Below are 18,320 nucleotides of genomic sequence, written 5' to 3'. Positions count from 1 at the left end.
GAACCTGACACCCCGCGGGGAGAAGGAGATGGATATGAGCGAGAATCGCGCTGGAACTGCCGACATTGGTGTTGTCGGGCTCGCGGTCATGGGCGCAAACCTTGCCCGCAACCTGGCACGCAACAAGTATTCGGTGGCGGTCTACAACCGAAGCTACGGTCGTACCGAGACTCTGATCGCTGAGCACGGCCACGAGGGGACCTTCGTTCCGTCCGCCGATATCGCCGACTTCGTCGCCTCGCTTTCCCGCCCTCGCGTGGCCATCATCCTCGTCCAGGCGGGTTCAGCGACCGACGCCATCATCGACCAGCTCGCGGAGCACATGGACGAGGGCGACATCATCGTCGACTGCGGCAATGCCTACTTCAAGGACACGATCCGCCGCGAGCAGGCCTGCCAGGCGCGCGGGCTGCACTTCGTCGGGGCCGGTATTTCCGGCGGCGAAGAGGGCGCTCTTGAGGGTCCGTCGATCATGCCGGGTGGCACCGCCGAATCCTATGCTCGTCTGGGCCCGATGCTCGAGCAGATCTCCGCCCACGTTGATGGGGAGCCGTGCTGCGCCTATATTTCGACCGACGGTGCCGGGCACTTCGTCAAAATGGTGCACAACGGCATCGAATATGCTGACATGCAGCTGATCGCAGAAGCCTATGACCTGCTGAGGCAGGGGTTGGGTGACTCGCCCGCTCAGATCGCGGATATCTTCGAGAGCTGGATGGGTACGGAGCTCAACTCTTATCTCATCGAGATCACGTCCGAGGTGCTGCGCCAGAATGATGCAGAGACGGGCAAGGCTCTCGTCGATGTCATCGTCGACGCTGCGAGCCAGAAGGGCACGGGAGCGTGGACGGTCCAGACCGCTCTCGAACTCGGCGTTCCGGTGACGGGAATCGGGGAGGCCACCTTCGCCCGCGGACTATCCTCCTCTCCGACCCAGCGCTCGGCCTCCGGCCCGCTCGAAGGCCATGCCACGCCGATCGCTGTCGCTGACCGTGAGGTTTTCATCGAACAGGTGCGTCAAGCACTGTATGCGTCGAAGATCGTTGCCTATTCACAGGGCTTTGACCTCATCCAAGCCGGTGCCGATGAGTACGGCTGGGAGATCAACAAGGGCGATCTCGCGAAGATCTGGCGGGCTGGCTGCATTATCCGCGCTGTCTTCCTCGGCGATATCACCGAGGCGTACGCAGATAATCCCGATCTTCCGCTCCTCATGGCTGACGAGAAGTTCGCCCCCAAGATCAACGAGTGCATCCCTGCCCTTCGCCAGATCGTGGCGCAGGGCGCCCTGGCCGGCATCCCCCTCCCGGCCTTCTCCTCGTCCCTGTCCTACTTCGACGGTGTTCGCGCTGATCGTCTTCCCGCGGCCCTGATCCAGGGGCAGCGCGACTTCTTCGGAGCCCACACCTACCTGCGCGTTGACCGTGAGGGCGTCTACCACACCGAATGGTCGGCAGATCGCAGCGAGTCCCGCTGGAGCTAGACAGCAACCATCCGCACGCCCGCGTCCACAGGTGGATAGCGGGCGTGCGCTCTTTCGGGGGCCCTAGGCTTGAGCCATGACACATCAACGGCCGGCTTGGGCGGAACGAAGCGATCTCGAACGTGACTACTACGACACCGAGTGGGGCATGCCGGTCACGTCGGAGCGGGGCGTCTTCGAGCGTCTGTCCCTCGAGGTGTTTCAGTCGGGGCTGTCATGGACGACGATCCTTGCACGCCGGGAGGCCTTCCGCGTGGCCTTTGCCGGCTTCGATCCCGATGCGGTCAGCGAGTTCACCGAGGATGACGAGGCGGGGCTCGTGGCAGATGAGACGATCATCCGCAATCGTCGAAAGATCGTCGCGACGATTGAGAATGCTCGAGCCGTGCGGGAATTACGCCGCGATCCCGAGCTCCGGGGGCGGGGACCGATCGAGTCGGGCCTTCCCGCTCTCGTCTGGTCGTATCGCCCCGCAGAGCATCCGCTGTACGAGGAGCGTGACATGCCTGCCGAGTCACCACAGTCGCAGGCGCTCGCACGGGAGCTCAAGTCGAGAGGCTTCCGCCACCTCGGGCCGGTCACCGTCTATGCGATGATGCAGGCGATCGGCATCGTCAACGATCATCCGGCCGGTTCGTGGCGGCGCGAACCGGTGGCACTCGCTGTCGCGGATGTTGTCCGCGCCGCCACGTGAGACGCTAGTCCGAGGACGCGAGCAGGTCCGAGTATTCCTCGTGCTTAGCGATATAGGCGGCCACGTACGAGCAGGCTGGGATGACGGACAGGCCCTCTTCCCGAGCATCGTCCAGCATTCTCTTCACCAACATCCCCGCGTATCCCTGCCCGCCATGGGCAGGATCGACAACGGTGCTCGTCGCCGTCAGGGTGGAGCCGTCGATGACGATCTCGAGGTGACCGATCACGTCTCCGTCGACCTCAAGCTCGTAGCGGTCCGGGTGTCTCCTGATCTCCATCACTCATCGACCTCGATCACATCGCCAGTCGTGGCGTCGACCGTGACGTCGATGTCGTCCTCGAACTCGATGGAGTAGACCATACGACCGTCATCCCATTCGAGGTCCCATCCGGTCACTCGTCCGCTCGCCTGCGCACTCGCCATGGCAACCTCGTAGTCGATGATCGCCTCGAAATCGAGTGCCTTCTCCTCATCATCGGTCGCGGAGCGTTCGGTTTGGCGAATCTCGCCGGACGTGGCATCGATGTCGAGCTCCCACTCCTCACCGTTCGCGATGGTATCCACTTCCCACACCCACGCACCCGCCGTTCCGTCCAGCCACCAATCCATGCCGACCGAGTGGATGATTCCTTCGCCGGTCTCGGCGCGGCTCTTCTCGAGAGCCTCCTCGAGGGTCACCGCGAACTCGTGGCCGCGAATGTCGATCGAACGGTCGGGTGACGCGCCAGCGTCAGTCTCGGGGGCTTCCGATGTGGGTTCGTCAGACTCCGCTGGAACGGTGGTCTCCTGAGGCAGGTCGGCATCGTCGCTCGTGTCGGAGCATGCCGTAAGGGTCAGGGCCAGGGCGGCCGCTAGGCCAATCGTTGTTGTCCGCATGTGTGTTTTCCTCCGTCGGGATGTCCATGACTGCGTCGATACTAGCGGCGCAGTCTGAGAGTCAGATGAGAAGGAGGTTAGGAGGCCCGTGACAGCATCTCCTTGACGCGCGGGACGACGGTGCCGCCGTACAGATCGAGAGAGGTCATGAGCTGTTCGTGCGGCATGGGACCGTTCGCATATTTGAAGTCGAAGCGGTCGACGTCGAGAATGCGGATCGTGTCGTAGATTTTCTGAGCGACAGTCGCGGGTGATCCGACGAAGAGCGCACCGTGTTCGATCTCGTCGATGAAGTCCTCATACGTGGGGTCGCCCCATCCCCGCTCGCGTCCGATCCTGGTCCTGTTCTCCCGGAAAGGTTCCCATAGTTCTGCGCGGGCCTGCTCGTCGGTTTCTGCGACATGCCCCGGGGAGTGCATGCCGAGCGGCATCGGGTTCGTCACGCCGAACTCTTTCTGGGCCCGCTCGTAGAGATCGACGAAGGGGCGGAACCTCCCGGGCGCTCCGCCGATAATGGCGAGCATCATCGGGATCCCGCGCTGGACTGAGCGGATGACGGATTCGGGGGACCCGCCGACACCGACCCAGGCCGACAAGCCGTTCTCTGTCGGCGGCATGAGGAGTGCACCCTCGATCGGCAGACGATGGGTTCCCGACCAGCGGATAGGCTTCTCTGTCAATGCCTGGCTGAAGATCTCGAACTTCTCATCGAAGAGCACGTTGTAGTCGGACAGCTTGTAGCCGAACAGTGGGAAGGACTCGGTGAACGAGCCGCGCCCGAGGACAACTTCGGCGCGACCCCGGCTGATCGCATCGAGCGTGGCAAAGCGTTCGAAGACGCGCAGCGGGTCATCGGAGGAGAGCACGGTGACGGCCGTTCCCAGCTTGATGTGTTCGGTGCGGGAGGCGATGGCGCCGAGGATCATGTCGGGCGCGGAGATCGCATAGTCGTCGCGGTGGTGTTCGCCGAGCCCGATGGCATCGATGCCGAGGGAGTCCGCAAGGACGGCTTCCTCGATGACGTCACGTATTACCTGCGCGGCACTCTTGGGTGTGCCGTCCGAACCGGTCGTCATATCCCCGAATGTGTTGATGCCGAACTCGACCATACCCATGTGTCCTTCTTCCTATAGATTCCACCACCTACAACAGTTGAAATCGCAACTATATTCCCGGTGTTGTGTGCGTTTTTTCTCTCGTGGCCGCCGCGCGGCTACTGTCGACTGACAGGCGCCCCGCGCCTTAGCCTTAGGCGTACGACTATTTCGGGGAGGACTCCAGCATGACTATCAGAACTGCGATCGTGGGATACGGGAATCTTGGGCGGAGCGTTGAGGAGAATATCCGCAACCAGCCGGACATGGAGCTCGTCGGCATCTTCTCACGCAGGGCCGAACTCGACACCGACACCCCGGTCTACCCCGTGGCCGACATCGACTCGTATCGCGACAGCGTCGATGTGTTGTTCCTGTGCCTGGGCAGCGCGACCGATATCCCCGAGCAGGCCACCGCTTTCGCCGCCTCCTTCTCCACGGTCGACACCTACGACAACCATAAGAAGATCCCCGCCCACTACGAGGCCATGGATGAAGCTGCCGCAGACAGCGGCAACGTCGCCATCGTGTCGACCGGCTGGGATCCGGGCCTGTTCTCGCTCAACCGCACGATCGCCTCGTCAATCTTCCCCACCTCGCAGCAGAACACGTTCTGGGGCAAGGGAGTGTCGCAGGGACACTCGGATGCTCTGCGGAGAATCGACGGCGTGAAGAAGGCCGTCCAGTACACGATTCCGCGCGAAGACGCGATCGAGGCGGCACGGGGCGGCCACGGCGCAGACGTCACCGGGCACGGCGCACACCTGCGCCAATGCTGGGTGGTGGCCGATGAGTCGGACCAGGATCGCATCCGCGAGGAGATCGTCACCATGCCCGACTATTTCGTCGGCTACGAGGTCGAAGTCCATTTCATCTCCGAGGAGGACTTCGCCCGCGATCATCAGGGGCTTCCCCACGGCGGGCACGTCATCACCTCGGGAACGCTGGGCGGAACGACGAATGCCGTCGAATTCTCCCTTGCCCTCGAATCGAATCCTGACTTCACCGCGGCCGTGCAGGTCGCCTATGGTCGCGCCGCCTACCGACTGAAAGATGCTGGACTGACCGGGGCTTTCAGCGTCCTCGAGGTCCCGCCCTACCTCCTCGCACCGGAATCTCTTGAGGAGTTGCTCACGCGAGACGTCTAAGAGCGCACGTCACAGGCCTATCGGACCCAGTCGGCTACCCCGTTGCATATGCGGCGGGGTAGCATCTGTCTCACGACGAGAAGGAGAAGGATGGCCTACCACGCGGATTCAACCGACCTGGACTCTAAAGAGGTTCTGACCTGGGAAGGGTTCGGAACTGCTTCGCGGGAACTCGCCCAGACCATCGCAGACTCAGGCTTCGTGCCCGAGATCATCATCGCCGTCGCACGCGGCGGCCTGCTCCCGGCAGGAGCGCTCTCCTACTCTCTCGGCGTCAAGCTTTCCGACGCGATCAACGTCGAGTTCTACACGGACGTTGAAGAGACTCTTCCGGACCCCGTCCTCCTCGCTCCTCTCCTCGACACGGAGAACATCGCAGGCAAGAACCTGCTCGTTGTCGATGACGTGGCGGATTCGGGACGCACTCTCGCCCTCGTGATCGACCTCCTGACGAAGGACGGTGCGGACGTCCGCTCTGCCGTCATCTATGGCAAGCCGCGATCTGTCGTGAAGCCGGACTACGTGTGGCGCCACACCGACCAGTGGATCGTGTTCCCGTGGTCCGCTGAACCGCCCGTCACGGCGCGCTAAACGGGGCCCGGGGTGTATCCCCGGCTCGAGAGGGTCCGCTCGCGCCCCGCCTATCCGGTTCGCGCCGGCAGACCGCAGAATCGAGCGCGCCCGTCCTGTTGGCCTGAGCCTCGAGTCGCGGCCGAGCGCCTGCCGCATCCCACCTGCCAGGCCACCAATGCGGTGCGATCGTCGCAGTCCGGCGATCATCAGCCATCATGCCGTTCATTGATCGCCGTCATGGAGTCAATCGTCCGCCCCTCCTAGATTCATGAGTGTCAGCACTACGAACGGACACTCATGACACTTCGACTATGGTTCAACGGCCCGTGGGCCACTCCCGCGATCGCCGGCCTCTTCATCCTTTCCTCGTGGACGGCAGAATTCGTCCTCGACTCAACCCTGTGGGGAAGCATCCTCATGGTCGCTGCCGCAGTGGCGGCAGGCTTCCCCATCGCACGTCAGGCGGTGCGAGCCTTGAGCCGCGGTTCCATAGCGATCGATCTGCTCGTCACGATCGCCGCGATCGGCGCGATCGTCATCGGAAACTATTGGGAAGCAGCGGCGGTCACCTTCCTCTTCGCCTTCGGTCACGCCCTTGAGGCACGGACCATGAACAAGACTCGGTCCGCTCTCTCCGAGCTCATCGAGGTGGCTCCTGATACAGCGATTGTTCTGCGCGGCGGCGAGCAGGTCGAGGTACCTGCGCACACCGTGAGAATCGGTGAGACTGTCGTCATCAAGAACGGCGCGAAGGCTCCCGTCGATGGCATGGTCGTCACCGGCCGGGGAACCCTTGACCAGTCGAGCATCACGGGCGAATCGATTCCCGCCGAGAAGACGGAGGGCGATCTGGTGTTCGCGGGGACGATGTCGACGGGGGGCCTCATCACCGTCAAGGCGACAGGCGTCGGTGCCGACACGACGCTGGCGAAGATCATCACCCGCGTCGAGGAGGCCGCCGAGGCGAAGGCGAAGACGCAGGCCTTCATCGATCGTTTCTCCCAGTGGTACACCCCCGGCATCATCATCCTCGCGATAGCGGGAGGGCTCATCACCGGCAACGTCACGCTCGCTCTGACACTGCTTGTCATCGGATGTCCGGGGGCGCTCGTCATCTCCATTCCCGTCGCCATCGTCGCAGGGATCGGCCGTGCCGCAACCGAAGGGATTCTTATCAAGGGCGGGGAATACGTCGAGAACGCCGCCAAGATCACCGCTGTCGCGCTCGATAAGACGGGCACCCTCACTGAGGGAAGACCCACGTTGACGGATATTGTCGCTCTCGGAGATCACACGGCTGATGAGGTGGTGGGATGGGCGGGGATTGCGGAGTCCGGATCCGAGCATCCGCTCTCGGCACCCATCGTCTCCGCTGCCGCCGAGAAGGGACTGTTGGGGCCCGGATTCCCGGACACGACCGAGAATGTGACAGGTATGGGAATCATCGCCACCGAGGGTGGCCGCCGCATCCTTGTCGGCAACACGGCACTCCTCGAACGCGAAGGCATTCTCATAGACGACGCGAATCGTCATGCGGAGCGCCTAGCAGCCGCAGGGAAGACCGCCATGCTCGTCGCTGTGGACGGTGAGACCATCGGTGTGATCGCCGTCGCCGACACGATTCGGAGCGAAGCGCGACAGATGGTGGCCGATCTGCATCGAGCAGGTGTCACGCGTGTCGTCATGCTCACCGGTGACTCGGCACTCGTCGCACGAGCTATCGCCGCTCAGACGGGAATCGATGACGTCCGTGCGGGTCTCCTTCCAGACGACAAGCTCGAGGCGATCCAGGATCTCCAAGCCCAGGGCTACCGCGTTGCCATGGTGGGAGATGGTGTGAACGACGCTCCGGCGCTTGCCGTGGCCGACATCGGTGTGGCGATGGGAGCGGGAGGAACCGATGTTGCGATCGAGACCGCCGACATCGCACTCATCGCCGATGATCTCATGAAGCTCCCCAGGGCCCTCGATCTTGCGAAGCGGACCGTCGCTGTCATGAAACAGAACATCGTGATTGCGCTCGTGACAGTCGTGGCGCTCCTGGCAGGGGTTTTTGCCGGAGGTGTGACGATGACGATCGGGATGCTCGTCCACGAACTCTCCGTCCTCATCGTCATCCTCAACGCAATGCGGCTCTTGAGAAAGAGGCCGCCCCGGGTGACGAAACGTCTGCCAGAGGAGTCTCGTCTCGAGACTGTCCGACGCTGATCAGGGCCTGCCGAGAGGCAGGCCCTGCGCCTGTTCGCTCTGCCGGATGATGGCCTGGACGAGAAGACTCTGGCCGAGGACATAGGTGACCATGACCCAGAAGCCGTGGCCGGGGAGAGTGATATCGGCGAAGGCGTTGAGCGCGATCAGTGAGTCTGACAGGAGAAAGACCGCTCCGCCGCACGCTGCCGTGAAGCTCAGCCCCGTGGCAAGTACCGCCATCGCCACAATCACGCCCGCATAGATGATGATAGGAACCGCAAGTGCTCCCGCACTGCCCACGCACAGGGAGAGGAGAGCGATCGCGACCGCGACATAGGGTGCGACAAGGAGAGGTTTCGCCGCGATCGAGCGGGACCGGTAGGGCCACAGCGCAATCACGTAGACAGCCTGGGCGAGGAGAAAGCCGCCCACCATGGCCAAGAACCCGGCATCACCCGACAGGAAGCGCGGCACCGTGTCTCCCAGCCAGGAGAAGAACAGCGCGAGCAACCCCAGTTTGACGAGGAGGGGACGCGGGCGGCTCGTCGCGGCATAGAGCACTCCCGCGAGTGCGGGCATGAGGAGGACCTGGCTCGCCTGCGTGGCGAATGATGAGGGGACGAAGAGCTGTCCGATGAGGTGCACGAGGACGACAACAAGGAGTGCCGATGTTGCCGCGATATGGGCTGGGACCCCGGTCCGTGTCTCAGGATCCATGGCCTTCTCCTCGCCCCTCCCGCATCTCGGGAGTGGGATTAACCGAAAGCGTACAGGAATAAGCCCCTGAAACGGCCCGGTTCTTAGGATGGTGGTGGGGCGGGTGCGAGAAAGGGGACGGAATCCTCTCTGTCCGGCCCTGAGCTGTGCCACGGCACAGCGGTTCCGCGCGCGCGGGAAGCCGCAAGATCGATGATGCGCTGGTTCGCCGACCCGCGGAAAGCCAGATCGTGGTGGTAGAGCCGTTGGATAAACGGGCCGTCGACCAGGACGTCGCACAGGTCGAGGAGGGCGATCTTGTCCTCCGTGTCCGCCATGATCTGCTCGTACGTATATCCGGACCAGATCCAGATGGTCTTTTCACCCGCGAACTCCGCCGAGACCCTCTGCGCGAGTGGGAGCAGGATCGGCGTGGCCAGCATCGGTTCGCCGCCGAGGAGGGATAGTCCCGCCACATAGGGCTTGGCGAGATCGGTGAGGATGCGATCTTCCAGCTCTTGACTGTAAGGGGTGCCGTAGCGGAAGGATTGGGCTGCTTCGTTGTAGCAACCCGGGCACGTGAATGGGCATCCCGCAACGTAGAGAGAGCAGCGGACGCCCTCCCCGTCGACGAATGTGTACGGCTTGTAGTCGGCGACGCGGCGCGACGAGAGGACGAGACCGTCCCACTCGCCACTGCCCGGCTGCGTGATGCCGTCCGCGTCTACTCTCGGCACGTCTACTCCTGCTCGTCCATGTGCTTGACGCGGCTCGCGATCTCGGTGTGCCGTCCGTGCACCATCGGGCGACGCTGCGGGTTGCCGAGGTATCCGCACGTCCGTTTGACCACGTCGCAGGTCTTGGGATCATCGTTCCCGCAATCGGGGCAGGCGAAGCCTTCCGCTGTCGGCGAGAACTCTCCCTCGAAGCCGCACTCGTAGCAGCGGTCGATCGGCGTGTTGGTGCCGAGATAGGCCACCCTGTCGTAGGCGTAGTCCCACACCGTCTCGAGCGCCTTCGTATTGTGGGTGAGCTTGGGGTATTCGCAGTAGTGGATGAAGCCGCCCTTGGAATACTGGGGGTATTCGGATTCGAAGTCGATCTTCTCGAACGGGGTGATCTTCTTGCGGACGTCGTAATGATAGGAGTTCGTGTAGTAGTCCTTGTCGGTCACGTCGGGGACGTCCCCGAACTTCTCGCGATCGAGTCGGCAGAACCGGTCGGTGAGGGACTCGGAGGGCGTGGCGTAGACGGAGAACCAGTATGGGTATTCTGCGCGCCATTCTTCCGCGTAGTGGTTGAGCGTGCGGACGATGTCGAGAGTGAACTCTTTGGCCTCGCGATCCGTTTCCCACTCCGGCCCATAGAAGCAGGTTGCGGCCTCATAGAGCCCGATGTACCCGATTGAGGCGGTGGCGCGGTGCGCGCGGAAGAACTCTTTGACCGAGTCGGCGCCTTCTTCTGCTCGGAGGCCGAGAGCGCCGTGCTTGTAGAGGATCGGTGCATTCTCCGGGACGGCCTCTTCGCAGCGGCGGATGCGGAACAGGAGCGCATCCTTGAGGATCTCCATCCTCTCCCCCACGAGCTTCCAGAACTTGGCCTTGTCTCCGCGTGCTTCGATGGCGATGCGAGGGATGTTGAGGGTGACGACTCCGAGATTGTTGCGGCCAGCGTTGACGGCCTCCCCCGTTGTCGGGTCGATCCACTTGGGAAGGAAGGAGCGGCAGCCCATGGGAACCTTGTAGTCGCCCTCGATCTCGGTCAGCTTGTCATAGGAGATGACGTCGGGGTACATGCGCTTCGTCGAACATTCGAGAGCGAGCTGCTTGATGTCGTAATTCGGGTCGGATGGTTCGAGGTTGACTCCCCGGCGCAGACCGAAGACGAGCTTCGGGAAGATCGCGGTGTGGCGGTCTTTGCCGATGCCGCCGATGCGGACGGCGAGAATAGCCTTCTGGATCTCCCTCTCGAACACGCCTTCGCCGAGGCCGAATCCGAGCGTGACGAACGGAGTCTGCCCGTTCGATGAGTAGAGGGTGTTGATCTCGTATTCGAGTGACTGCATGGCGTCGTAGATGTCTTTGCGGGTCTTCGCCATCGCGTATTCTTCCCGCTTGTCTTCGGCGACCCACACTTCAGCATCCGCCATGTGCTTGTCGTAGTTGATGCGAGCGAACGGCGCGAGCACCTCATCCGTGCGATCGACGGAGCACCCGCCATACTGGCTGGAGGCAACATTGGCGATGATCTGGGCGATCTGTGCAGTGGCAGTGTTGATCGATCGAGGAGACTCCACGCGAGCATTGCCGATCTGGAATCCTTCGCTCAGCATCGAGGGAATATCGATGAGGCAGCAGTTCGTCATCGGCTGGAACGGGTTGTAATCGAGGTCGTGGAAGTGGATGTCACCCTTGATGTGGGCGTTGGCGACATGCGGGGGCAGGAGTTCCTTCAATGCGTACGCTTTGGCGACGGAGCCGGCCGTCAGGTCGCGCTGCGTGTTGAAAACCGTTGCGTCCTTGTTCGCGTTCTCGTTCACGACAGTCTTGTCCCGCCGCAGGAGCCGCCCCACCGAGTACTGCACGTCCATGGCGCGTTCACGTTCGACATCCCGATCATGCCGGTATTCGATGTAGGCCCGAGCCACTTCGGGATATTCGGACTTCATGAGCCGATCCTCGACCGCTTTCTGAATGGTGGGGATGTCCAGCTCACCGCCGCTCAGGGATGCGACGACGTCCGCTGTCGCGGCCGCGGTGAAGTCATGATCCTCGATGCCGCGGCTGAGCAGGGCGGCGCTGATGGCGCGATAGATCTTTGCCGGATCGAACTTAGCGGTGCGACCATCACGCTTCACCACGAGCGTGGAAACTCCCGACAATAACGACATCTTGTGCTCCTTTTGAATATGAACACTACATATTGTAGTTCGGCGCCGGGCAGAATCTTGGGAAGGCAGGGCTGATTTCCTCAAATCCGGTGGCAGGGGCGCTGAATCCGACACTGTCTTCCCCCTCACATCATGCGGGCAGCGGCGGGTGTCCACTTTTGACAACCGTCGAGACCGCGCGCCTCCCGCCCTGCCTGGATTCCTTCCAATGACCGACCGAGTCTAAGGTTCCGCTATCGGCGTGTTGCCCGCGCTTTGCGGGTGGGGCGGGTGGTGGCGCTAGGGTTTGAGTCATGGCATACAAGCACGAACTGACATTGACCAACTCCATCGCGGACGTGGATTCGCCCACCATCCCGACCCTCGGATTCGGCACCTTCCTCATCGCTCCGGAAGACGCCGCGGCCCGCGTCGGCGAGGCGCTCCGCGCAGGCTACCGACACATCGACACCGCACAGATGTACAAGAATGAGGAGGGTGTGGGGCAGGCGATTGCCGACTTCCTTGCAGAGACCGGCATGGATCGCAGCGAGCTCTTCATCACGAGCAAGCTCAACAACACGTTCCATGCACCCGACGACGCCCGGCGCGAGTTCGAGGTGACCCTCGAGAAGCTCCAGCTGGACTACATCGATCTGTTCCTCATCCACTGGCCCATGCCAGAGCACGACGACTACGTCGAGACGTGGAAGACGATGCTCGAGTTCCGCGACTCCGGGAAGGCCCATGCCGTGGGCGTGTCGAACTTCCAGATCGACCACCTTGAACGCCTCGAGGCAGAGACGGGCGTCCTTCCTGCCGTCAACCAGATCGAAGCACATCCGCACTTCGGCAACGTCGAGGTGCGCGCCTGGTGCCAGGAGCGCGGGATCGCGATCGAGAACTGGTCCCCGCTCGGCCGCGGAGCCGTCCTCGACAACCCCGTCATTGCCGAGATCGCGTCAGAGACCGGCGCAACCCCCGCCCAGGTTGTCCTCTCCTGGCATCTCTCCCATGACTGCATCATCATCCCAAAGGCCTCGAGCCCCGCTCGTATCGCCGAGAACTTCGCCTCTGCAGAGCTGCGTCTCAGCGCAGACCAGATTGCACGGATCGACGGCCTCGATCAGGGCGAATCCGGCAGGATCGGCCCGAACCCGAATGCCGTGAACTAGAGCCTTGACGAGACGAGGCCGGGCCCGACGGGCCCGGCTTCCTCATCCCTCGACGTCGGCGAGGTGATGCTCGAGGTCGTGCAGCAGGTATCGGCTGAGGTCCGCGATCGTCAAGGCTCTCCCATCCGTACGGTAGCCCGCCCGGCCCCAGTCAGTTTCCCCGACACGACCGTAGACCGCGACAGTGCTTTCGATGAGTTCCGCGAGCTCCTCGACGACAATCTCAGGGTCTGCCTCGGCGTAGCGGCCCTCGACGGCCTCGCGTTCGCCGTCGAAGTCATCGAATGTCTTCTGGTCGTTGAGGATCAGAGCAACTCGGTCACGGAGCAGCCGAACAATATCGCGGGAATGGCATGCATATTCCAGCGGCGACCACACCCCGTCTGCAGGGCGCTCGCGAACGTCGTCCGTGCGCAGAACGCGTTCCCATCGCTCCGGCAGGGCGAGCAGGCGCTCGCTCGTCCATGCCGGGTCGTGCGGCACGTAGCCGCATTCGTCACAGCCGTCCTCAATGACGACGGTCCAATCCTTGCTGTCTCGTGGCGTCTCAGTCATTGTCCCATCCTGTCAAACACTGCATCCAGAGTCAGCCCCCAAAACCCCAGGTGAGAGACGTGGACGGACTAAATCCAGCCGAGAGACTCCTCCACGGCGGCGATCATGGGCCATGCACCATCCGACGTATTGGCGATCACTGTCACGGTTGTGTCTGTCTGCGGGTCGTGGCTGGAGCGGAAAGACACCCCCGGGTCGTATCCCTCGAGGACGATCCGTGTCCCTGCCAGCCAGAACCCCATCCCGTACTGCATGCCCTCCTCGGGAACATCCCAGTGCGGCGTCACGATCTGGGCCACCATCTCCCTCGAGACGATGTCTCCCGAGACGAAGGCGCGCCAGAAGCTCCGAAGATCGCCGGCCGTGGAGAAGGCGCCACCATCCCCGTTCCCCCGGACGGGCAGATGCAGCGTATTGACGCGGTCCCCCTCGTCGGCGAGATATCCGAGAGCGGCCCCTGCGGGAAGCTCATCGAGCCTCATGTAGGAGGAGTGGGTCATCCCGGCAGGCGCCAGCACGAGGTCCGCGACGACGTCATGGAAGAGCTGGCCCGTCAGCCGTTCGATGATGAGGGCAAGGATGACATACCCAGCATTCGAGTACTCGAATCTCGCCCCCAGCTCGTCGCGTTGGGCGAGCGGCGCGAGGAGCGGCACGAAGGCCTCCGCAGAGATGAGGGTATGGACTGGGACGGGCAGCACATAGTCCGAGACGTCCCAGTCCTCCGACTCGTCGAGGTAGTCCTCGATCCCCGCACTGTGGGTGAGGAGGTGTCGGAGCGTGACGCGGGAGTCAAGATTCGGAAGATCGTCTCCGACGATCCCCCGCACCGGTTCGTCGAGTGCCACCTTCCCCTGCTCGACGAGCGCGAGGACCGCGAGTGCCGTCCAGCCTTTGCTCCCGCTCGCTAGTCCGAATGCCGTCTCGATCGTGTTCGGGACGCGGTGGGCGCGGTGCGCGTCGCCGCGCACCAGGCGATAGACGCGTTCACCCCCGCGATCGACCGCGACCACTCCCGAGAACTGCTCCGCCGCTGCGTTGACGATCTCGTCCATGACTCTCCCCTGCGTTGTTTGTGAGAGTCTAGCGAAAGCTGATTATGAGCGTGTGACTCCGCCTTGACGCGCGGCGCGGGAGACGGCGTCCGCGACCCGGGCCGCGACCTTAGGGTCGAAGACGGAGGGGATGAGATATCCCGGATGTAGCTCATGGTCGTCGATGCAGGAGGCGATGGCTTCCGCTGCCGCCAGCATCATTCCGTCGGTCACTCCCGTCGCGGCCGAGTCGAGCAGGCCGCGGAAGAAACCGGGGAAGACGAGCACGTTGTTGATCTGGTTCGGGTAGTCGGACCGTCCCGTCGCCACAATGGCAGCATGGTCGGAGGCTTCGTCAGGGTCGACCTCCGGATCCGGGTTGGCCATGGCGAACACGATCGCGTCCTCGTTCATCGTCGCAATGTCGTCCCCGCTGAGAAGATTGGGCGCTGACACTCCGATGAAGACGTCCGCCCCGGCTAGCGCTTGCTTCAACGAGCCCGAGAACGCTTCCTCGTTCGTGTGATGAGCGATCCAGTTCCGATGCTCTTCCGCATAGACCGTGCCGCGTTCGATGACGCCGTCGCGCCCTGCGGCGCGGATGTGGCGGGCACCGGACGCCATGAGCAGGCGGATGATGGCGAAGCCGGCGGCCCCGACGCCCGAGATCACGATCTTCACATCCTCGATGCTCTTCCCGACAACCTTGAGAGCATTGACGAGCGCCGCCTGCGTGACAATAGCGGTGCCGTGCTGATCGTCGTGGAACACGGGGATGTCAAGCTCATCGCGGAGCCGCTCCTCGATCTCGAAACACCGGGGAGCCGAGATATCTTCCAGGTTAATCCCGCCGTAGGCAGGTGCCAGAGCCTTGCAGATCGCGATGATCTCCTCGGTGTCTTTCGTGTCGAGAGCGACCGGCCAGGCGTTGACATCGGCGAACTGTTTGAAGAGGATCGCCTTCCCTTCCATGACGGGCATGGCGGCCTCGGGGCCGATGTCGCCCAATCCGAGGACGGCCGTCCCATCCGTGACGACCGCGACCGTGTTTCCTTTGATCGTGAAGCGTCGCGCCTCCGCCGGATCCTTTGCTATCGCGAGACAGACCCTGGCAACGCCGGGAGTGTAGGCCCTCGAGAGGTCGTCTCGGCTCCGTAGCGGCACTTTCGATGTTGTCTCGATCTTCCCGCCCATGTGCATGAGAAACGTCCGGTCGGAGATGCGGCGCACCTGAGCGCCTGGACGTTGGTTGATGACTGCCTCGATCGCATCGACATGATCCTGTCCCCGCGTGTTGGCCGAAATGTCGATGCACATGTGATCGCCGGTCGACTCGACGATGTCGAGGGCGGTGATAGCGGCCCCGGTGCTGGCGATAGCACTCGCCAGGTCCGAGGTGGCACTGAAGGAGGGCGGTGTGTGCACACGAAAGGTGACTGAATGGCCTGGGCTGGGTAGCGCCACGTTAACTCCTCGTTGAGTACGGATCGATCACATCAACCGTACGCCCGCTTGCGGCACTCCATGCACCACACGGCTCACTTCTCAGAGTGTGACGCCCCGATCACTCTCCCCCGTGAGTCTCTCGGTCGGCAGAATATGTTCGAGGAGGTCATCGATCGTGACGACGCCCGCGATATCGGAGCCGTCGGCGACGAGAGAGATCTGCCGCCCGCGTCTCTTCATCACAAGAAGAGCATCGTGCAGCTTCGTCGATGATGCCAACGTGAGAGCCTCCTGCGCGAACGGCGCGGCAGCAGCATCCGGGTCCGCGAGGAGCGTGTCCCGAACGTGAATGACATGAACGCCGTCCTCGTGGGAGATCAGCACGCGAAGGTGGCCAGAGGCGATTACGGTTTCATGCACGGTTCGAACTCGAGCATCCGCAGCCACCCCTGTCGGTGCGGGCCTGCCCGCGATGATATCCCCGAGGGTGCGCGACTCGAACGAGAGCGCTCCCGTCATAGGAGCCGCGAACGACTTGTCGAGGGTTCCAGATCGGGCGGACAGTTCGACGAGCTGGTGGATCGTGTCAGCATCTCGACCGCCGATCGCAGCCCGGTCGACGGGCTCGACCCCACTCGCCTTGACCAGTTTGTTCGCGATGGAGTTGCCCCACACGAGGAGGGGACGAAGGACGTTGATGAGAGCGTTGGCGGGGATCCCGATAAGCTTCGCAGCCTTCTCCGGGTGGGCGATTGCCCATGACTTCGGTGCCATCTCACCCACCACGAGGTGAAGGAAGGTGACGAAGAAGAGGGAGACGAGGAAGGAGCTGACGTCGGCGATGCTGGCGGGGAGACCCCACGTTTCAAGGATCGGTGTGAGAGCCCCGTCCATCGCCGGCTTTGTCACAGCACCGAGAGCAAACGTGCAGGCAGTGATGCCGAACTGAGCTGCCGCGAGCATGAGAGTCAGCTGGTTCATTCCCCTCAGCGCAGCGCGTGCTGGCCTACTCGCAGGCGCCTCCTCTTCGAGCCTGTGCCGCCGCGCTCCGAGGAGCGCGAACTCGATGACGACGAAGAAAGCGCTGAGGACGATCAGGGCAGTCGTGACTGCCACCGTGATCCATGGGCTCATCGAGCATCTCCCCCTTCGCGCAGGACAACGGTTGTCGCCGACGGCACATGCCATTCGAGTGAGTTGACGGTGAACTCGAGACAGCGGGTCGGCGGATCTGGTTCGAGGAAGTCCTGCCCAGACGGGTCGAGGTCAATCCTCACGACCTGACCGACGTCGGGAAGGTCATCAAGGGTTGCGATGAGGAGCCCGGACACGGTTTCGTAATCGCCTCGCGGCAACCGATATCCGATCGCCCGCTCCACCTCGTCAAGATGAGCATCGCCAGAAATCTCCCAGCCCGAACCGGCATGTTCAATAGACTCTGATAGTTCGTCATCATGCTCGTCCGTCAATTCACCAGCGATCTCTTCCGCGAGATCCTCGAGCGTGACGATGCCGTCGAAGGAGCCGTGCTCATCGACGACGCACGCCAACTCCTCCCCCGATTCCCTCAGTTTCTCCAGGGCCGAGGGCAGGGACATGAGGGCGGGAAGGACTGTGGCGTCGCGCATGATGTCGCCTGCCGTCACGGCAGAGTCCAGCGGGAGCGGAAGAATATCGATGAGGTGGACAACGCCGATGGGACGTTCACGGTCGACGACCGGGTAGCGGGTGTGTGCGCCCGCCATCATCCTCCGCACCTCAGCAGCCGTCGTCGACGGGCCGACGACATCGACAGTGTTTCGCGGCACCATCGCGTGCTCGACATTGCGGCCAGGAAAGTCGAGGATGCGATCGAGGATGAGAGACAGGTCGGGTGACAGGTCACCCGTGGCCCGCGACTCGTCGACGATGCGTTCGAGATCCCTGCTCGTCGCGCTCTGATCGACGTCCTCCAGCGGTTCGATGCGGAAGAGCCGCAGCAGGGCGTTGGCTGCATGGTCGAAGAAGGAGATGAGACACCCGAACAGGGTGAGGTAGAGAAGGGTGGAGGGCGCCATGGCTTTCGCCAGGGGCTCGGGATTCGCGATCGCAAGGTTTTTCGGGTAGAGCTCGCCGAAGATCATCTGGACAATGGTCGAGACGGCGAGAGCGAGCACGGTCCCGACCGCGATGCTGACGGCAGGTTCGACACCGATCCCTCCCATGAGGGCGCCGAGGGACTGGCCGACGAGAGGTTCGGCAACATAGCCGACGAGCAGTCCCGTCACGGTGATTCCGAGCTGGGCTCCGGACAGCATGAATGACGTTCGCGACGTGACACGAAGCGCCTTCGCAGCCTTCGCATCGCCAGCCTCCGCCCGGGAGGCCAGGCGTGCCCGGTCGACTGACATGTAGGCGAACTCCTGCGCCACGAAATAGCCGTTGACGGCAATGATGAGGGCGATGACGATGACGCCGATAAGGAGTGTGAGAAGTGGTGTCATG

17 protein-coding genes are annotated in these 18,320 nt (G+C 62.9%); 6 read left to right on the top strand and 11 right to left on the bottom strand.

All coding sequences use genetic code 11. From position 1 onward, the window contains the following. The first annotated feature begins 28 nt into the window (after nt 1-28). Together gnd and H2O75_RS02245 are read left to right on the top strand one after the other, a co-directional pair. On the top strand, nt 29-1,483 hold the full coding sequence (gnd, locus tag H2O75_RS02250) for an NADP-dependent phosphogluconate dehydrogenase (protein ID WP_220462764.1): 1,455 nt from the start codon (nt 29-31) through the stop codon (nt 1,481-1,483). Nucleotides 1,484-1,559: 76 nt separating this feature from the next. Next, nucleotides 1,560-2,177 (top strand): DNA-3-methyladenine glycosylase I, encoded by a 618-nt coding sequence (locus tag H2O75_RS02245; protein ID WP_182173067.1) that lies wholly within the window; start codon nt 1,560-1,562, stop codon nt 2,175-2,177. 4 nt (nt 2,178-2,181) lie between these two features. Here H2O75_RS02245 and H2O75_RS02240 read toward each other — a convergent pair whose 3' ends face one another. From H2O75_RS02240 to H2O75_RS02230, 3 genes are all read right to left on the bottom strand, one after another. Continuing rightward, entirely contained in the window at nt 2,182-2,457 is a 276-nt protein-coding gene (locus H2O75_RS02240; RefSeq protein ID WP_182173064.1) for a GNAT family N-acetyltransferase, read from the bottom strand. Next, nucleotides 2,457-3,056: a PepSY domain-containing protein gene (locus H2O75_RS02235; protein WP_182173061.1), complete on the bottom strand. Its 600-nt coding sequence runs from the start codon at nt 3,054-3,056 to the stop codon at nt 2,457-2,459. The genes H2O75_RS02240 and H2O75_RS02235 overlap by 1 nt, the downstream gene beginning before the upstream one ends. 77 nt (nt 3,057-3,133) lie before the next feature. Continuing rightward, nucleotides 3,134-4,171, bottom strand: a complete 1,038-nt coding sequence (locus H2O75_RS02230; RefSeq protein ID WP_182173058.1) for an LLM class flavin-dependent oxidoreductase — start codon at nt 4,169-4,171, stop codon at nt 3,134-3,136. A 167-nt stretch (nt 4,172-4,338) separates the two neighbouring features. Here H2O75_RS02230 and H2O75_RS02225 point away from each other — a divergent pair, with 167 nt between their 5' ends. The 3 genes from H2O75_RS02225 to H2O75_RS02215 all read left to right on the top strand — a co-directional run bounded on the left by H2O75_RS02225 (nt 4,339) and on the right by H2O75_RS02215 (nt 8,079). Further along, nucleotides 4,339-5,298: a diaminopimelate dehydrogenase gene (locus tag H2O75_RS02225; RefSeq protein ID WP_182173055.1), complete on the top strand. Its 960-nt coding sequence runs from the start codon at nt 4,339-4,341 to the stop codon at nt 5,296-5,298. A 90-nt stretch (nt 5,299-5,388) separates the two neighbouring features. Further along, complete coding sequence (locus tag H2O75_RS02220; protein ID WP_182173052.1) at nt 5,389-5,889, top strand: phosphoribosyltransferase; 501 nt, start codon at nt 5,389-5,391, stop codon at nt 5,887-5,889. A 279-nt stretch (nt 5,890-6,168) separates the two neighbouring features. Next, a complete protein-coding gene (locus tag H2O75_RS02215; RefSeq protein ID WP_182173049.1) occupies nt 6,169-8,079 on the top strand; it encodes a heavy metal translocating P-type ATPase in 1,911 nt (636 codons plus the stop codon). On the opposite strand, the gene H2O75_RS02210 is transcribed toward H2O75_RS02215, so the two are convergent. The 3 genes from H2O75_RS02210 to nrdD all read right to left on the bottom strand — a co-directional run bounded on the left by H2O75_RS02210 (nt 8,080) and on the right by nrdD (nt 11,647). Continuing rightward, entirely contained in the window at nt 8,080-8,778 is a 699-nt protein-coding gene (locus tag H2O75_RS02210; RefSeq protein ID WP_182173046.1) for a lysoplasmalogenase, read from the bottom strand. 83 nt (nt 8,779-8,861) lie between these two features. After that, the gene (gene nrdG, locus H2O75_RS02205; RefSeq protein WP_220462763.1) at nt 8,862-9,494 is read right to left on the bottom strand and encodes an anaerobic ribonucleoside-triphosphate reductase activating protein; all 633 of its coding nucleotides are present in this window, start codon (nt 9,492-9,494) and stop codon (nt 8,862-8,864) included. 2 nt (nt 9,495-9,496) lie between these two features. After that, the gene (gene nrdD / locus H2O75_RS02200) at nt 9,497-11,647 is read right to left on the bottom strand and encodes an anaerobic ribonucleoside-triphosphate reductase (protein ID WP_182173043.1); all 2,151 of its coding nucleotides are present in this window, start codon (nt 11,645-11,647) and stop codon (nt 9,497-9,499) included. Between the two features lie 293 nt (nt 11,648-11,940). Between nrdD and H2O75_RS02195 the strand changes: the two genes are divergently transcribed. After that, entirely contained in the window at nt 11,941-12,801 is an 861-nt protein-coding gene (locus tag H2O75_RS02195) for an aldo/keto reductase (RefSeq protein WP_182173040.1), read from the top strand. A 42-nt stretch (nt 12,802-12,843) separates the two neighbouring features. Here H2O75_RS02195 and H2O75_RS02190 read toward each other — a convergent pair whose 3' ends face one another. From H2O75_RS02190 to H2O75_RS02170, 5 genes are all read right to left on the bottom strand, one after another. Then, entirely contained in the window at nt 12,844-13,356 is a 513-nt protein-coding gene (locus H2O75_RS02190; RefSeq protein WP_182173037.1) for a DinB family protein, read from the bottom strand. 68 nt (nt 13,357-13,424) lie between these two features. After that, nucleotides 13,425-14,411 carry a serine hydrolase domain-containing protein gene (locus tag H2O75_RS02185; RefSeq protein ID WP_182173034.1) on the bottom strand — a complete coding sequence of 329 codons (987 nt, stop codon included), beginning with the start codon at nt 14,409-14,411 and terminating at the stop codon, nt 13,425-13,427. Nucleotides 14,412-14,453: 42 nt separating this feature from the next. Continuing rightward, entirely contained in the window at nt 14,454-15,854 is a 1,401-nt protein-coding gene (locus H2O75_RS02180) for an NAD-dependent malic enzyme (protein WP_182173031.1), read from the bottom strand. Between the two features lie 81 nt (nt 15,855-15,935). After that, nucleotides 15,936-16,970, bottom strand: a complete 1,035-nt coding sequence (locus H2O75_RS02175) for a CNNM domain-containing protein (protein WP_182173028.1) — start codon at nt 16,968-16,970, stop codon at nt 15,936-15,938. Further along, entirely contained in the window at nt 16,967-18,319 is a 1,353-nt protein-coding gene (locus H2O75_RS02170; RefSeq protein WP_182173025.1) for a hemolysin family protein, read from the bottom strand. Before H2O75_RS02170 ends, H2O75_RS02175 begins: the two co-directional genes overlap by 4 nt. Between the last annotated feature and the right edge of the window lies 1 nt (nt 18,320).

This window comes from Flaviflexus equikiangi, assembly GCF_014069875.1.
In the GTDB taxonomy this organism is placed as follows: domain Bacteria; phylum Actinomycetota; class Actinomycetes; order Actinomycetales; family Actinomycetaceae; genus Flaviflexus; species Flaviflexus equikiangi.
Note: the sequence above shows the minus strand (reverse complement) of the source record. Positions and strands in the feature narration are given on the sequence as shown.

Bases quoted from the DNA above. Each gene is read 5' to 3' on its own strand.
- gnd (WP_220462764.1), top strand. From the start codon at position 29: ATGGATATGAGCGAGAATCGCGCTGGAACTGCCGACATTGGTGTTGTC.
- H2O75_RS02245 (WP_182173067.1), top strand. From the start codon at position 1,560: ATGACACATCAACGGCCGGCTTGGGCGGAACGAAGCGATCTCGAACGT.
- H2O75_RS02240 (WP_182173064.1), bottom strand. From the start codon at position 2,457: ATGGAGATCAGGAGACACCCGGACCGCTACGAGCTTGAGGTCGACGGA.
- H2O75_RS02235 (WP_182173061.1), bottom strand. From the start codon at position 3,056: ATGCGGACAACAACGATTGGCCTAGCGGCCGCCCTGGCCCTGACCCTT.
- H2O75_RS02230 (WP_182173058.1), bottom strand. From the start codon at position 4,171: ATGGGTATGGTCGAGTTCGGCATCAACACATTCGGGGATATGACGACC.
- H2O75_RS02225 (WP_182173055.1), top strand. From the start codon at position 4,339: ATGACTATCAGAACTGCGATCGTGGGATACGGGAATCTTGGGCGGAGC.
- H2O75_RS02220 (WP_182173052.1), top strand. From the start codon at position 5,389: ATGGCCTACCACGCGGATTCAACCGACCTGGACTCTAAAGAGGTTCTG.
- H2O75_RS02215 (WP_182173049.1), top strand. From the start codon at position 6,169: ATGACACTTCGACTATGGTTCAACGGCCCGTGGGCCACTCCCGCGATC.
- H2O75_RS02210 (WP_182173046.1), bottom strand. From the start codon at position 8,778: ATGGATCCTGAGACACGGACCGGGGTCCCAGCCCATATCGCGGCAACA.
- nrdD (WP_182173043.1), bottom strand. From the start codon at position 11,647: ATGTCGTTATTGTCGGGAGTTTCCACGCTCGTGGTGAAGCGTGATGGT.
- H2O75_RS02195 (WP_182173040.1), top strand. From the start codon at position 11,941: ATGGCATACAAGCACGAACTGACATTGACCAACTCCATCGCGGACGTG.
- H2O75_RS02190 (WP_182173037.1), bottom strand. From the start codon at position 13,356: ATGACTGAGACGCCACGAGACAGCAAGGATTGGACCGTCGTCATTGAG.
- H2O75_RS02185 (WP_182173034.1), bottom strand. From the start codon at position 14,411: ATGGACGAGATCGTCAACGCAGCGGCGGAGCAGTTCTCGGGAGTGGTC.
- H2O75_RS02175 (WP_182173028.1), bottom strand. From the start codon at position 16,970: ATGAGCCCATGGATCACGGTGGCAGTCACGACTGCCCTGATCGTCCTC.
- H2O75_RS02170 (WP_182173025.1), bottom strand. From the start codon at position 18,319: ATGACACCACTTCTCACACTCCTTATCGGCGTCATCGTCATCGCCCTC.